The sequence below is a fragment of the Stenotrophomonas sp. STEN063 genome (assembly GCF_056854515.1).
Map to the genome: position 1 here is coordinate 27352 of NZ_JBXFWF010000040.1, position 14718 is coordinate 42069.

The following is a 14718-nucleotide window of genomic DNA, read 5'->3' on the forward strand; positions in this document are numbered from 1 at the left end:
GCGGGACTGTTGGGGAAAGCAAAGGCTTTGAAGCACCCCTCCCCAACCCTCCCCTTGGCTGCGCCAAAGGGAGGGGGCAGAGCGCTTGCCTCCCTCCCTTTCGCCAAAGGCGAAGGAGAGGGTTGGCGAGGGGTGCTTGTTTGCGCGGACTGCTCGCCCCCTTCGCCTACGGCGAAAGGGAAGGAGACAAGCGCTGCGCCAGGCCTGACCAGCGACTGGCATGGCGGGCCAGCGCAGCTTCGATGACCTCGGCGCTGCCGGCCAGATGCAGGCCGTTACGGGCGCGGGTGATGCCGGTGTAGAGCAGCTCGCGGCTGAGCACGCGGTTGTCGCGGCGTGGCAGCTGCAGCCAGACCTGGTCGAACTCCGAGCCCTGCGCCTTGTGCACGGTCATCGCAAAGGCGCTTTCGTGCAGCGGCAACGCCGCCGGGTGGAAGGCACGCGGGTTGGCCGGGTCGTCACCGGGGAACCAGGCACTGGTGCTGCGGCCATCGCCATCACGCAGGCAGATGCCGACGTCGCCGTTGAACAGGCGATGGCGGTAGCTGTTCTCGCCAATGATCAGCAGGCGCCCGTGGAACCAGCCCGGGCCCAGCGCGCGGCCACGCGTGCCGGCCAGCAGGTCTTCGATGCGGGCGTTGAGTCCGCGCGCGCCTTGCGGGCCTTCGCGTACGGCGGTGAGCAGGCGCATGCGCCCGGCCAGGGCCAGCGCGTCGGCCGGGGTGGCAGCATCGGCCAGTGCCTGCCAGTACTGCTGCAGCGGCTCGCGCCAGGCCTGCAGTGGATCGATATCGCCTTCGTGGAAGTGCACGCCGGTCAGTTCAGCGTCGCGCAGCAGTTGCAGCGTCTGCACTGCGTCGCCATCGCGCATGGCGCTGGCCAGTGGTGCCAACTGCAAGGCTTCGCTCTGGCGGTAGCCGCGCTGCAGCTGCACGCGGGCCCCAGCGAAATCGGTGGGTCTGGTTTCGATCACATCGGCCGGCAGTTCGCCCAGCAGAGGGCGCAACGCGTCGGCGTCCGCTGCGGCGGTGCGTTGGCCATCGCCAGCGGCACGCAGGATGGCGCTGAGCACATCGCCCGCTTCCACCGACGGCAGCTGATCGGGATCGCCGAGCAGCACCAGGCGGGTGCCGGCGGCGATGGCTTCGACCAGCTTGGTCATCAGCGGCAGGTCGATCATCGAGGCTTCGTCAACCACGATGACGTCATAGGGCAACGGGTTGTCGACGTGGTGGCGGAAGCGCGGCGAATCCGGGATCACGCCGAGCAGGCGGTGCAAGGTGGTGCCGGTGCTTGGCAGTTGCTCGCACAAAGCGCTGTCGATGCCTTCCACCGAGAGCTTCTGCAGCGCGTGACGCAGGCTTTCGGCCATGCGCTCGGCGGCGCGGCCGGTTGGCGCTGCCAGGGCGACACGCGGTGCTGGTTGGTTCGTGGCCTGTGCCTGCGCGGCCAGCAGCACCAGCAGGCGGGTGATGGTGGTGGTCTTGCCGGTGCCGGGGCCGCCGGTGACCAGCAGCAGGTTGTGGCGCAGGGCGGTGGCTGCTGCTCTTGCTTGGTGGTCTGGAGTCCTACCCTCATCCGCCCTGCGGGCATCCCCGCCTTCGCGGGGACAGGCCCTTTGATCTCCCGCAGGCGGGAGGAGGAAGAGATCCGGCTGCGCTGAGGTCTGTGGGTCTTGCGGCGCTGCACGCTTCTGGCCCCCTCTCCCTCCGGGAGAGGGCTGGGGTGAGGGTGCGCCTAACAGATCTGTTTGCGGTGCAACGGCTTGCCCCGGAAATAGGCAAGCAAACACCCCCGCCAACCCAACAACATCACCAGCAGCAACCGGTGCCTGCCCGATCCGCTGCAACCCCGCCGCCAAGCGGCGTTCGTACTCGCGGTACCGGCGCAGATACAGCAGCCCGTTCTCCCAAACCAAGGGCGCCTGCTGCGACTCCACGCTGTTATCCACAGCTGTGGATATCCACTTCGACGCCTCCAGCTTCGCAATCCATTCCTCGGCAGCCGGCCATTCCACACCGGCATCCACCAAACGCTGCGGCTGGGTCGGATCAAAGCCCGCATGCCCCTGCGATACCGCCAACGAAGCCAAGGCCGCAGCCGCCAGCACCGCGTCCGGCGTTTCCGTATCCAGCCGCCGCAGGCTCTGCGCCAGGGCATGATCCAGCGCGCGCAGCGCGCCGGCTTTGTTCAATGCGGCCAGCAGGCTCATGCCTCGCCTCCCAGTCGTGCCAACAAGGCCGCATGGCCATCGCGGCCACCGGCAAACAGTTCATCCACCGCATGCACCAGCTCCGGTGCGAAGTTGTGCGCGTACAGCCCCGGCGACTGCGGACGGGTTGCATCCAGTCCGCGACAGAACAGATAGCGGATGCCACCGAAGTCACGCGCGTAGTCGTAGCCAGCACCAATGCGGAAGCGCAGCCAGCGATGCAGGGCCACGGTGTAGATCAGCGCCTGCAGGTCGTACTCGCTGTGGCGCATGGCCGCATCCAGCTGCGCCGGGGCGTAATCGGGCAGGCGGTTGGATTTGTAATCCAGCACATACCAGCGCCCATCGCGGACGTAGGTAAGGTCGATCTTGCCGGTCATCAGCCCTTCCAGCTGGCGGCGCAGGCCGAAGCCGTTACGACCGCGCACAACCCCGTGCGCATGCAGCACCCGCAGCAGTGCCGGCACCGTGGTTGGCTGCATGGCGAAATGGAACTCGATTTCGGCGCGGCGCTCACCTTCGTCCAGCGAATGCAGGGCACCGCCTTCGGGCAGGGTGACGGTCAGGGTCTGGCCGATCAGCTCGGTCAGCAGCGCCACACCGTCGGCTATCTCTTCGTCGACGTAACCATCTGCACGCATTGCTTTTTCGATGATCTCGGCCTGGCCATCCGGTGCGGCCAGGCCGGGCTGCCAGTCGCGCCAGACGCCGAAGTCGACATTCTCCAGCGCCGCATGCAGCACATTGCCGAAGCGGCTGCCGGCGAAGCGCGGATCGAACACTTCCGCCTGTGCCACGGTGGCTTCCGTAGGCGACTCGGCATCGACGTCGACCTGCGCCGGTTCGTCAGCGGCGCCACCGCTGTCTTCAGTGGCGGCGGCGGCAGTATCGTGGCCGCCTTCGGCATGGGCGAGCTGGGTGAAGCTGTAGACCCACCAGTCGTGCGGCACGCTGCGGCGCACCTCGCGTACCGGCGGCAAGGCCTGTTCGCGCTCGGGGGGCAGGCGCGTCGGCACCGGGCTGCTGGCGTCTTCGATCACCTGGATGTCGGCATGCTCGGGCAGGCCCTGCAACATCGGCCCGAGCCGCGAGGTGGCCAGGCCAGTCAAGGCACCGCCACTTATCCACAAGGCATGCTCGGCGCGGGTCAGGCCGACGTACAGCAGGCGCGCGGTTTCGGCCTCCTCATCGGCGTTGACCTGCTGGCCCACGGCCTTCCACTCGGGATCTTCCTTGTCGATCTTCCAGTGCAGCACGCGTTGTTCGCCGTCGTGCACGGTGCGGTGGTTGCTGCTGTCCGGCGCATTGGTGGCGATGCCGACGAAGGGCAGGTAGACCAGCGGATATTCCAGGCCCTTGCTCTTGTGCAGGGTGATGATCTGCACGCGGCGGGCATCCGATTCCAGCCGCAGCAGCTGCGCTTCGTCGCCTTCGTCGGCGTGGGCGATCTGCGTCTGCAGCCAGTCGAGCAGGCCATGCAGGCCGATGCTGCGGTTACTGGCTTCCTGCAGGGCTTCGGCCAGCTGCAGGTAGTTGGTGAGGCGGCGCTCGCCGTCGATCAGCAGCAACAGGCGTTCGGCCTGTTCGGCGCACAGGTCCGACAGCAGGGCCAGCACGCCGCCGCGCTGCCAGCGCTCACGCCATTGCAGCAGGCGCTCCTGGTGCAGGCGCTGTTGTTCGCCTTCGTGTTCCATCGCGGCGATGGCGGCTGCGCTTTCGCCCAGCAGCACCGTCGCCAGCGCAGCGCGCAGGCGGCCTTCGTCGGCCGGTTGCAGCAGGGCCAGCAGCAGCAGGCGCAGTTCGTGCGCCTCGGCGCTGGCGAACAGGCTCTGCTTGCCTGCAGCTACCGCCGGGATGCCGAGCGCGGCCAGGGCCTGCTGCACGCGTGAAGCTTCCTTGTGCGAACGCACCAGCACGGCGATATCGCCCGGCTGCACCGGCTTGCCATCGACCAGTGCGAGTTCTTCGCGAGCGGCGCTGAGCACCTTGTGGATATCTGCCACGCAGGCGGCGGTGGCGGCGTCGCGCGAGGCATCGGCCTTCAAGGGTTTACCGTCGGCGTCGCCTGCGATCAGTTGCAGGGTCAATGCTGGTGCCGGTTTGCCGTCGAGCAGATAGTCGTCATCGCTGCGCTTGCTGCCCGGCAAAACCGGCTCGAACTGGATGCGCTCGTCGAGGAAGGCCTCGGCGCCAGCGTTGTCGTACAGCGCCTGGATCGCACGCAGCACGCCGGGGCGTGAGCGGAAGTTGCGGTCCAGTGCGGGTGCGGCTTCGGCCAGTGCCTTGGCCTGCAGATAGGTATGCACATCGCCACCACGGAAACCGTAGATGGCCTGCTTGGGATCACCGATCAGGAACAACGCGGCATCACCATCGTCGGCGACGAACACACGGCGGAAGATGTCCCACTGGCGCGGGTCGGTGTCCTGGAACTCGTCGACCAGGGCGAAGCGGTACTGCGCGCGCAGGCGTTCGGCCAGATGTGTGCCGTGCGGGCCATGCAAGGCATTGGCGACGTTGTCGATCAGGTCGTCGTAGGTCTGCTGGCGGCGGAGCTGCTTGAGCTGGGCCAGCCGCTGGCGAACTTCGTTGCGCAACTGGTGCAACAACACGATCGACTGCTGGCGCTGCCACTGCGTCACCTGCGCCAACGCCTGCAGATAGTCGGCGATCAGCGGCTGCAGCGGCGATTGCGGGGTGCTGCCGGCCTTGGCCTTGGCCTTGTTGGTCTTGGCGGTGAGCACGTCCAGCGTCAGCCGCTCCAGGCGATCATCCAGTTCGGCAGTAGGATCGGGGCGGCGGCTCCACTGCAGCAGTTGCTGGAACAGCGGCTCGATCCAGTCGGACTTGTAGCTGGACTTGTTGAGGATGCCGCCTTCCACCGCGCCACGCAGCTGCTGCAGATAGGTGTCGCCATGCTCCGTGATGCCGGCGGCCAAACGTTGTGCAGCACCGTCGCGGAACGGGCGGGTGTCTTCGATCAGGGTCTGCGGTGGCTGTGGATAAAGCGGCAGTTCGGCAGCCAATGTGGGCAGATCCCGAGCCAGTGCATCTGGACTTTTCCACAGGCCGAGCAGCGCCTCCAGATGCTCGCCCTGCCCTGCGTGCAAGCGCCACAGATCGGCAGCCAGCTCAGCATGCAGCTCGCGGGTATTGGCCAGCAGCTCGGGCGCGGCAAAGGTGTGGCCGCTTTCCAGAGCGTATTCGCCCAACACGCGGGTACAGAAGCCGTGGATGGTGAAGATCGAGGCCAGATCGGTTTCTTCGGCGGCAATGCGCAGGCGCCGGCCCAGTTGTGCAGCACTCTCGCTGCCCTGCTGCAGGTGACGCTGCAGGATGGCGCGGGTGAGCGTGGTTTCAGGGCTGTCCTTGTCGTCTGGCGTGCTGTCGACCACACGTGCAGCCAGCTCCAGGCGTTCACGGATGCGCTTGCGCAGTTCCTGGGTCGCCGCGTCGGTGAAGGTCACCGCCAGGATCTGGCCCATGCGCAGGCCCTGCTCCACCACCAGCCGGGTGAACAGCGTGGCCAGGGTGAAGGTCTTGCCGGTGCCGGCGCTGGCCTCGATCAGGCGCAGGCCGTCCAACGGCAGGTGCAGGTACGGGTCCTGCTGCAGCGCTTCGGTGCTCATGCGCCGGCTCCGTTCATGACATCGTTTTCAGCGTCGAAATCGGGCAATACGCGGCCCTCGCGCAGCGCGGTAAATATCAACAAGGCGTTGTGGATAAATCTGTGAGTAGTGCTTGGCGATGCAAACGGATCGGTGCCGCGCAAGGCCAATTGCAGGGCTTCGCCGTTGCGCTCGCCCCAGCTGTGTTCGCTGCCGAACCAGCGCGCCTGCGCCGCGTTTTCGCGCTTGTCCTCGTCGGCGTTGTAGATATCCCAACCGGTGTAGGGAGCGAATAGAAACGGCGCCTGCATTCCTTCAGAACGTAGGCGCAGCAAGGCTTTCAAGGCTTCCTGTGCAGTCTTTTCAGAAAGCTCTGGAAGCCGATGCGGGCCATAGCCAGCCTGCCCGTTGTCATGGAACTGCAGCATCGATGACGGCGCACCGGCAGCGTTCACCAACAGCCAATCCAGGCCACCGCGCAGCACATAGGCCACTCCCGGCGCACCCGCCTGCAGGCGAATCAGACCCTGTGGATGAATTTGATCGACACGCCCATGCAGGCGCACGCCATCAAGCTGAACTTCGTAGCGTTGCGAGCCCAGCGGCTGGCCGTCGTACCACTGCGAAAACGTTTCCGCGCAGGGCCGGATGCGGCTGAGCATGCGTTCGAACTGCTGCCGCCCAAGCGCACCGGAAGGCAACAAGGCACGGGCACGCAGGCGCTGGTACAGGCCGGCTTCGCGGCCCTCCAGCAGGGCACTGAGCACCTGCTGCTGCAAGGACGAATGCAGGCGGCCACCACTGGGCACCAGCAGCGGCTCGATGTCTTCGCTGTCGTCGATGTCACCGGCCAGGCGCAGGCCCAGACGCTGATTCAGGAACTGTCCGGCCGGGTCACTGATGAATCGGCGCAGGCTATCCAGCGAAAGACTGTCGTCATTGAGTGCGGTGGGCAGCGGTGCGTTCAGCGGACCGTCGAACCACGGCGCCAAGCGCTGTCGGCTGCCACCCACCGCGTTGGCGGCCGGGTGCCACTGGCGTCGGTAACTGAAACGGCGCGGCTCGCCATCACCGCCAAACGCCGCCGGCGCGAACGGCTGCAACGGATGCCGCACCACCAGCTGCTTGCGAGCGGCAGCGCTGTCCAGGTGATACGCCGACGCCGCGTTGACCAGTTCGCTGACCAGCACCGAGGGTTCGCGCACGCTGCCGTCGCGGGCATCGGCACCGAGGTAGCTCAGGTAGAACACGTCCTGGGCGGAGGCGAACAGCTGCAGGAACAGGAAACGGTCGTCCTCGCGCAGCGAGCGGTCGCCATAGCGACGGCGCTCGGTGCCCAGCTCGGCGGTGAGCCGGCTCAGGCCGGCAGCCGGATCGCGGCGCGGGAAATCACCGTCGTTCAAGCCCAGCACGCAGATCACACGGAACGGCAGCAAGCGCATCGGCACCATGCGGCCGAAACTGATGCCGCCGGTGAGCAGCGGCGCACGGGTATCGGCTTCGGACAGCACCGAGGCGAAGTGCGCGCGCACGACTTCAGCCGGTACCGGCGCGTCGAAACCGGCGCTGGTGGCTTCTTCGGCAAACTCGTTGACCAGTTTGCGCAGACGGTCCAGCGCGCGCACCGCGGACGGTTCGGTCGGGGTTTCCGGCAACAGCGCCAGCAACAGGCCGAGCAGGCGTTCGCGCCATTGCTTGGGCGTCAGTGCCTCGGCCAGGGTCTTCTGATGGCGGGCGAGAACACGCAGCAGGCGGATCAGCGCATCCAGTGCAGCCAGGCCACCGCCTTCCAGTTCCGGCCACGGCGCGACGCCGGCGATGTCCTCATCACTGCCGCTGGCATGGCCGAGCAGCAGCCGGTCCAACGCGAACTGCCAGGTGTAGGCATCGTCGGCCGGGGCCTGATGCTGCTTGCGGTGGCCAGCATCCAGGCCCCAGCGCGCGCCCGACGCCTGCAGCCAGCCGTGCAGGCGTTCGAATGCAGCCGCATCCAGACCCGAGGCCGACGCCAACGGTGCGCTGGCCAGCAGGTCGAGGATTTCATTGAGGCCGAAGCGCGATACCGGCAGGCCCAGCAACTGCACGAACACCTCGGCCAGCGGCTCACCCTGCAGCGGACTGGCATCGGCCAGCGCCCACGGAATATGCGCATCGTTGCCGCCACGGCCGCCGAACACCGATTCCAGGTAGGGCACGTAGGGATCGATATCCGGCGCCAGCACCGCGATCTCGCGCGGCTGCAGTGGCGGGTCGAAGCGCGGGTCTTCCAGCAGCGCGCGCAGCTGGTCGTGCAGCACCTGCATTTCGCGCAGGCGGGTGTGGCAGGCGTGGATCTGGATGCTGGGGTCGTCCACCCGCAGCGCTTCGCGCAACGGTGGCGAGGGCAGCGCGCGGCGGTGGAACAGGTCGGCCTGCAGGCGGTGCAGCAGGCTGTCACCAAGCCCGCCGTCATCCAGACCGGGCACGGCAATGCTTTCCGGATCGACGTAGGCGGCGATTTCGCCGCTGGGATGCACCACTTCGTAATCGCCCAGCACCGCCATGAAGTCACGGCCGGCCTCGCCCCAGGCCTGCAGCAGCGGGTTCTCGCCGGCCTCGGTGCCGAATGGCTCGGCCAGGCCGCTGCGCAGCTTTTCCTTCAGCGTCTGCAGGTCACCCCAATAGGAACGGGTCGGGGTCGGCATATAGAAGTGCAGCGTGCCGACCCGTGCCTGGGTGGCGATCACCCGCAACACGTCCGGCGAGACGTTGAGCGTGGCGAAAGCGAACAGGCGTTGCGGCAGCCCCTGCGGCAAAGGCTGGTGCTCGCCTTCGAAACGGGCCAGGTAATCGTTGATGCGGCGTGCGCGGTAGTTCTGTCCACCTGCGATATGCCGCCACAGGATGGCCTGCGGGTCGTCCGGCTCGGCGCCGTCCTCCCAGCGCAGCAGCCAGTCGCGGCGCCAGGCCTGGTACTTCTCGAATACCCCGCCGAGCTCGGCTGCCAGCGCCCATGGGCGCAGCGGGTCGTTGCGGTCAAGGTAGGCACGCAGCCCGGCCATCGCCGGTTTCTGCATCAAACTGCTGTCGGTCAAGGCCCCATACAGACGCCAGTGCAGGCCGGTAGCACCAAGGTCATCGCGCTCGCCCGGCACATTGGCCTTCAGCGCCTTGGCGACGAACTCGCCGGGCGTCAGGAATTCCAGATTGGCGGAGACGCCGTACTCGGCGGCCAGGGTCGACTGCAGCCAGCGGCGCATCGCCACCTGCGGGATCAGCACGATATCGGCGGCCAGCAAGGACTGGCCGGGCGCCGGCTCGCGCAATGCGTGGGCCAGCAACTGGGCCAGCACGTCCAGGGCATTGGAGTGGTACAGGCGGAAATCGGGGGCGTTGCTCATCACACCATCTTGCCGCAGCAGCATCGCAGGGAGCGAGACATGAATGCATTGCGCACAATCCGGACCGGCTGACTCTCCCATCCCCTGCACACTGTGTTGCTGCCAACGCCTCAAGCTGTGCATGGCACTGTGCGCTGACGATGAGACAATACTGGACGGTCCAGTACGCTTATGTTCAGGCGCTGCTGGCAATCCTAGAACGTTGGTTTTCCGTTAAAGGCCCTCATGCCCTCAGCCCGGACTCCCTTGGTGCAGTTGTCCAACGTGCGAATCGATCGCGGCGGACGCACCATCCTGCGCGATGTTTCGCTGCAGGTACCGCGTGGCAGCATCACCGCGGTGCTCGGTCCTTCGGGCAGCGGCAAGTCGACCATGTTGGCGGCGCTGACCGGCGAGTTGCGGCCGGTATCCGGCACCGTGCAGCTGTTTGGTCAGAATATTCCGCACGGCAACCGTGACCTGCTGGAGATGCGCAAGAACGTCGGCGTGCTGCTGCAGGGCAATGGCCTGCTGACCGACCTGAGCGTGGCCGACAACGTGGCGCTGCCGCTGCGTGCGCATACCAAGCTGCCCGAGCCGGTGCTGCGCCGCCTGGTGCAGATGAAGCTGCACGCGGTTGGCCTGCTGGCCGCTGCCGATGCCTGGCCGCGCGAGTTGTCCGGCGGCATGGCGCGTCGCGTGGCGCTGGCCCGTGCATTGGCCCTGGACCCGCCGTTGATGATCTACGACGAGCCGCTGACCGGGCTGGACCCGATCGCCTCGGGCGTGATCATGAGCCTGATCCAGCGCTTGAACGACAGCCTCGGCCTGACCAGCATCATCGTCAGCCACCATGTGCATGAAACCCTGCCGATCAGCGATCAGGCCGTGGTGATCGCCAATGGCGGTATCGTGTTCTCCGGCACACCGGACGAACTGCAGGCCAGCACCGACCCGCTGGTGCGGCAGTTCCTGCACGGGCAGCCAGACGGCCCGATTCCGTTCGACGCACCGACGCGCAACTACGGGCTGGAGAACGCGTGATGACGACGCTGCGCGAAATGCGTGATTCCTGCTCCCTCTCCCGCATGGCGGGAGAGGGCTGGGGTGAGGGCGCTTTTAAAGCACGTAGAGCAAAAGCTCCCCTCATCCGCCCTTCGGGCACCCCCGCCTTCGCGGGGGCAGGCCCTTCGTTCTCCCGCTTGCGGGAGAAGGAAAACAAGCCGTGCAGCGGTCGCGCTTCTGGAGCAGTTTCCTGATGCCCTTCACCTCCTCCATCCGCTCGCTGGGCCGTGCCGGGCTGTTCTCGCTGACGGTGCTGCGTGGCTCGCTGCCGACGCGTGACTTCTTGGCCGAACTGACCCGTGAGATCTACAAGATCGGTGCGCGTTCGCTGCCGATCATCGCCGTTGGCGGCGCCTTCGTCGGCCTGGTGCTGACCCTGCAGGGTTACCGCACGCTGACCACCTTTGGTGCCTCCGATGCGCTGTCCACCCTGCTCGGCCTGTCGCTGTACCGCGAGCTGGCACCGGTGCTGACCGCACTGCTGTTCATCGGCCGCGCCGGCAGCTCGATCGCCGCCGAGCTCGGCCTGATGCGTGCCACCGACCAGATCAAGGCACTGGAGCTGATGGCCATCGACCCGATCGCCAAGGCGGTCGCGCCGCGCTTCTGGGCAGCGGTGCTGACCGTGCCGCTGCTGACCGGCATCTTCTGCTCGCTGGCCATTGCTGGCGGCTATTTCGAGGCCGTGCATGTGCTGGGCCAGGACAACGGCACCTTCTGGTCGGGGCTGCGCGGCAGCGTCGATTTCTGGGATGACTTCGCCGTGGCCCTGCTCAAGTCGGCGATCTTCGGCGGTACCGCGGCACTGGTGGCGGCGTATGTCGGCTTCCACGCCGAGCCGACCATCGAAGGCACCTCGGTGGCCACCACCCGTGCGGTGGTGAACGCCTCGTTGCTGGTGCTGATGTTCAACTTCGTGCTGTCGGCGCTGCTGTTCCAATGATGCGAGTCGCTCGCAAGAGCCTGCACATCCACGTGCGGGAACCAAACAAAGAATCGAACAACCCGCTTCGCCTGGCGAAGCACCAGATGGATCAGGAGTGAGACACAACATGGCCATCCGTGGACCCAGACTCGAATTTTCCGTCGGCGCCTTCCTGCTGCTGGCCCTGGCCTCGCTGCTGGTGCTGGCCGTCGCCTCCACCAACCAGCGCTTCGGCACCGGCGGTGGCGGCTATGAACTGAAGGCCCGTTTCAGCCAGATCGGCCAGCTGCGCAAGCAGGCGCCAGTGAAGGTTGGCGGCGTGACCATCGGCCAAGTAGCTGACATTCAGCTGGACCCGATTAAATACGATTCCATCGTGACCTTGTCGCTGGACAGCAAGTTCAAGGACCTGCCTGCCGACACCTCGGCCGGCATCTTCACCAGCGGCCTGTTGGGCGAAAGCTATATCGGCCTGCAGCCAGGTGGTGATCCGGACGTATTGAAGTCCGGTGATGAAATCGTCTTCACCCAGCCGGCGGTAGACCTGCTGCAGCTGGTTGGCAAGTACATGTTCAGCGGCGGCGGCAACACCGGCGCGGCTGCCAACGAACCCCCCGGCGCAGACGCGCCCGCTACGGAACCGCAACCATGAAAGTGAAACTGCTTACCGTCGTGCTCGCCTCTGCACTGCTGGCCGCCGCACCGTCGGTCACGCTGGCGCAGGCACGCCCGGCCGCCACCGCCGCGCAGCCCTCGGCCGCCGCCCGCACCGTGCTGGATTCCAGCACCCGCATCATCAATTCGCTGCAGACCCGTCGCGCTGAATTCCGCGCCAATCCGGCAACGCTGCGCAGCTATATCGATGGCGAGCTGAGCCGCGCCTTCGACCGCGACTACGCCGCCCGCCTGGTACTGGGCGTGCACGGCCGCGGCGCCGCCGATGCCGACGTCAAGCTGTTCGCCGATGCCATGGCCGACAACCTGATGTCGCGTTACGGTTCGGCCCTGCTCGATATCCAGGGCAAGCCCAGCTTCCGCTACAAGAGCGAGCAGCCGTTGCCGGGCAACCGCGGCGTCAAGGTCTCCACCGAGCTGGTACGTGCCGGCAGCGAGCCGACCCCGGTCGAATACCTGATGCGCAATGTCGACGGCCAGTGGAAGATCTTCGACGTGATGATCGAAGGCATCTCCTACGTGCAGACCTTCAAGAACCAGTTCGACGCGCCGCTGCGGCAGAAGTCGATCAAGCAGGTCGCAACCGAACTGCGCAGCGGCAGCATGCAGGCCAATGCGGGTCCGGCCGCTCCCCGTGGCAAGTAACGCCACCTTCCGCACCGAGGGCGACACCCTGCTGCTGGCGGGCGTGATCAACCGTGAAGCGGTGGTTGCACTGTGGCCGCAGCTGACGCGCGCGCTGGCGCCTGTGCGTCAGCTCGACCTGGCTGCGGTTGAAGGCATCGACAGCGCCGGTCTGGCGCTGCTGGGTGAACTGGCCGCAGGTCTGCGGGCGCAAGGTGGCGGCAACGTCAGCGGCAGCCCGGCGGGTCTGGACGAACTGCGCGCAGCCTACCGGCTGTCACCGTCCCTCGATTTCAACGCCTCCTCGGCAGGAAGCTGACATGAAACTTTTCCGCACCCTCCTCCTCCTGCTCAGCGTGGCGATGCTTGCCGCCTGTGCTGGCAAGCCAGCGCGCGATGCACTGCCAGCGTCCACCGTGGTTGCACCGCAGGCCGCTGAGCAAACCGTCGACGCTGCAGCCGTCCCCGTGCAGGACGCTGCAGGCACCGCCACGGCCGACGGCACGCAGAGCAACGCAACTGCCAGCGACGACACCACGCCGACCGGGGCCGAAGACGACTTCGCTGCCCTGTATGGCGGCCCGGCGCCCAGCGCTGAAGGCGAGACTGCCGGGGCCGCTGCAGGCGTGACCTACGACCCGTGGGAGAAGTACAACCGCGGCGTGCACCGCTTCAACAATGCGGTCGACCGCGGCGTTGCGCGCCCGCTGGCCACGGCGTACACCAACGTCGTACCGCAGTTCGCGCGTACTGGCGTCAGCAACTTCTTCAGCAACCTGCGCTCACCGCTGACCATGGTCAACCAGCTGCTGCAGGGCCACGCCGATGATGCCTGGGACACGCTGGGCCGCTTCCTGATGAACTCCACCTTCGGTATTGGCGGCCTGTTCGATCCGGCCAGCAAGGCAATGGTGCCCAAGCGCAGCGAAGACTTCGGTCAGACCCTGGGCACGTGGGGCTGGCGTCGTTCGCGTTACGTGGAGCTGCCGTTCTTCGGCCCGCGTACCGTGCGTGATGTGTTCGGCCTGGCTGGTGACATCCCCTTGTCGCCGATGCGCCAGATCGAGATGGACAAGGTCCGCATCGGCCTGCAGGGCCTGCAGCTGGTGGACATGCGTGCACAGCTGATGGCGGTCGATTCGCTGCGTGACACCGCGGTGGACGAGTACGCATTGACCCGCGATGCCTGGCTGCAACGCCGCAACTACCAGATCGAAAAGGACCTGCGCCGCGACCGCAAGCATCAGGACGACGACCAGACCACGATTCCGGTCGACGCAATGCCGATGCCGAACTGGGGCGACTGATCCTGGTTGCTGCTGGATAGCAAAAAGCCCGGGGAAACCCGGGCTTTTTGTTATCCGCTTTTTTTGTGGGAGCGGTGTCAACCGCGAAGCTGATGAATCAGCAGATCGCGGTTGGAACCGGTTGCCAAGCAATTCCAGCTTCGCGGCTTACGCCGCTCCCACAACACAACGATGGCTGGTTTACGCAGCCAACGCTGCATCGATGGCCTTGCGCAGGCCTTCGTCATCGGCAGTGGTGTCCGGGGCGAAGCGGGCGACGACGGTGCCGTCCTTGCCGACCAGGAACTTCTCGAAGTTCCACAGCACGGCCGGGGCCGGGTTGGCCTCGATGCCGAAACCGACCAGCTTCTCGCGCATCGGGCCTTCGCCGATGGCGACCGGCTGGGCGGCGGTCAGCTGCTGGTACAGCGGGTGGATGTCGGCACCGGCGACGCTGATCTTGGAGAACATCGGGAAGCTGATGTCATAGGTGAGCGCGCAGAACTGCTTGATCTCGTCTTCGCTGCCCGGCTCCTGGCCGTTGAAGTTGTTGGCCGGGAAACCCAGCACTTCAAGGCCGGCCTCCTTCTTTTCGCGGTAGAGCTTTTCCAGGCCTTCGTACTGCGGGGTGAGGCCGCACTTGGAAGCCGTGTTGACCAGCAGCAACACCTTGCCGCGGTAGTCGGCCAGCGAAGTCGGGGCACCGTCGATAGTGGTCAGCGCGGTGTCGTATACGGAAGCGGTCATGCGGTTGCCTGCTGTGGGATTGGGGAGCACGCAATCATAAGCGGCGCGGGTGGCGCTGGCACGACAGTCGTGCTGCAACACTGTGGTGCCGAGCCGTGCTCGGCTGGCTAGCTGTTGGTAGTGGCCCGCCCCGGGCAGGGGGGGGGGGAACGGGGGGGGCCCAGTGCCCGCGAGGGGACGGACAAACCCCACACGCCCCCGCCCCGTGGAGCGGGGG

The 14718-nt window shown here is 66.5% G+C and carries 10 protein-coding genes; 6 read left to right on the forward strand and 4 right to left on the reverse strand.

The genetic code is table 11. The features are described 5' to 3' along the window. Positions 1-166 precede the first annotated feature (166 nt). Genes recD through recC form a run of 3 tightly spaced genes read right to left on the reverse strand, consistent with a single transcriptional unit; the run spans position 167 to position 9200 of the window. Positions 167-2212, reverse strand: coding sequence for an exodeoxyribonuclease V subunit alpha (gene recD, locus AC1VWL_RS11870; protein ID WP_482986826.1), 2046 nt, complete (start codon positions 2210-2212; stop codon positions 167-169). Beyond that, positions 2209-5841, reverse strand: a complete 3633-nt coding sequence (locus tag AC1VWL_RS11875; RefSeq protein WP_482986827.1) for a UvrD-helicase domain-containing protein — start codon at positions 5839-5841, stop codon at positions 2209-2211. Before AC1VWL_RS11875 ends, recD begins: the two co-directional genes overlap by 4 nt. Further along, positions 5838-9200, reverse strand: a complete 3363-nt coding sequence (gene recC, locus AC1VWL_RS11880) for an exodeoxyribonuclease V subunit gamma (protein ID WP_482986828.1) — start codon at positions 9198-9200, stop codon at positions 5838-5840. Before recC ends, AC1VWL_RS11875 begins: the two co-directional genes overlap by 4 nt. 225 nt (positions 9201-9425) lie before the next feature. On the opposite strand from recC, the gene AC1VWL_RS11885 reads away from it, so the two are divergent. The 6 genes from AC1VWL_RS11885 to AC1VWL_RS11910 all read left to right on the forward strand — a co-directional run bounded on the left by AC1VWL_RS11885 (position 9426) and on the right by AC1VWL_RS11910 (position 13775). Beyond that, complete coding sequence (locus tag AC1VWL_RS11885; protein ID WP_481614583.1) at positions 9426-10223, forward strand: ABC transporter ATP-binding protein; 798 nt, start codon at positions 9426-9428, stop codon at positions 10221-10223. Positions 10224-10437: 214 nt separating this feature from the next. After that, positions 10438-11187, forward strand: coding sequence for an MlaE family lipid ABC transporter permease subunit (locus tag AC1VWL_RS11890; RefSeq protein ID WP_282267696.1), 750 nt, complete (start codon positions 10438-10440; stop codon positions 11185-11187). Between the two features lie 109 nt (positions 11188-11296). Beyond that, entirely contained in the window at positions 11297-11821 is a 525-nt protein-coding gene (mlaD, locus tag AC1VWL_RS11895) for an outer membrane lipid asymmetry maintenance protein MlaD (protein ID WP_481614584.1), read from the forward strand. Further along, positions 11818-12489: an MlaC/ttg2D family ABC transporter substrate-binding protein gene (locus AC1VWL_RS11900; protein WP_282267700.1), complete on the forward strand. Its 672-nt coding sequence runs from the start codon at positions 11818-11820 to the stop codon at positions 12487-12489. Before mlaD ends, AC1VWL_RS11900 begins: the two co-directional genes overlap by 4 nt. Beyond that, complete coding sequence (locus AC1VWL_RS11905; RefSeq protein ID WP_482986829.1) at positions 12458-12787, forward strand: STAS domain-containing protein; 330 nt, start codon at positions 12458-12460, stop codon at positions 12785-12787. Before AC1VWL_RS11900 ends, AC1VWL_RS11905 begins: the two co-directional genes overlap by 32 nt. 1 nt (position 12788) lies before the next feature. Further along, positions 12789-13775 carry an MlaA family lipoprotein gene (locus AC1VWL_RS11910; RefSeq protein ID WP_482986830.1) on the forward strand — a complete coding sequence of 329 codons (987 nt, stop codon included), beginning with the start codon at positions 12789-12791 and terminating at the stop codon, positions 13773-13775. A 180-nt stretch (positions 13776-13955) separates the two neighbouring features. Here the strand turns inward: AC1VWL_RS11910 and AC1VWL_RS11915 are convergent, their stop codons facing one another. Further along, positions 13956-14501 carry a glutathione peroxidase gene (locus AC1VWL_RS11915; protein WP_481614587.1) on the reverse strand — a complete coding sequence of 182 codons (546 nt, stop codon included), beginning with the start codon at positions 14499-14501 and terminating at the stop codon, positions 13956-13958. Positions 14502-14718 lie beyond the last annotated feature (217 nt).

Bases quoted from the DNA above. Each gene is read 5' to 3' on its own strand.
- recD (WP_482986826.1), bottom strand. From the start codon at position 2,212: ATGAGCCTGCTGGCCGCATTGAACAAAGCCGGCGCGCTGCGCGCGCTG.
- AC1VWL_RS11875 (WP_482986827.1), bottom strand. From the start codon at position 5,841: ATGAGCACCGAAGCGCTGCAGCAGGACCCGTACCTGCACCTGCCGTTG.
- recC (WP_482986828.1), bottom strand. From the start codon at position 9,200: ATGAGCAACGCCCCCGATTTCCGCCTGTACCACTCCAATGCCCTGGAC.
- AC1VWL_RS11885 (WP_481614583.1), top strand. From the start codon at position 9,426: ATGCCCTCAGCCCGGACTCCCTTGGTGCAGTTGTCCAACGTGCGAATC.
- AC1VWL_RS11890 (WP_282267696.1), top strand. From the start codon at position 10,438: ATGCCCTTCACCTCCTCCATCCGCTCGCTGGGCCGTGCCGGGCTGTTC.
- mlaD (WP_481614584.1), top strand. From the start codon at position 11,297: ATGGCCATCCGTGGACCCAGACTCGAATTTTCCGTCGGCGCCTTCCTG.
- AC1VWL_RS11900 (WP_282267700.1), top strand. From the start codon at position 11,818: ATGAAAGTGAAACTGCTTACCGTCGTGCTCGCCTCTGCACTGCTGGCC.
- AC1VWL_RS11905 (WP_482986829.1), top strand. From the start codon at position 12,458: ATGCGGGTCCGGCCGCTCCCCGTGGCAAGTAACGCCACCTTCCGCACC.
- AC1VWL_RS11910 (WP_482986830.1), top strand. From the start codon at position 12,789: ATGAAACTTTTCCGCACCCTCCTCCTCCTGCTCAGCGTGGCGATGCTT.
- AC1VWL_RS11915 (WP_481614587.1), bottom strand. From the start codon at position 14,501: ATGACCGCTTCCGTATACGACACCGCGCTGACCACTATCGACGGTGCC.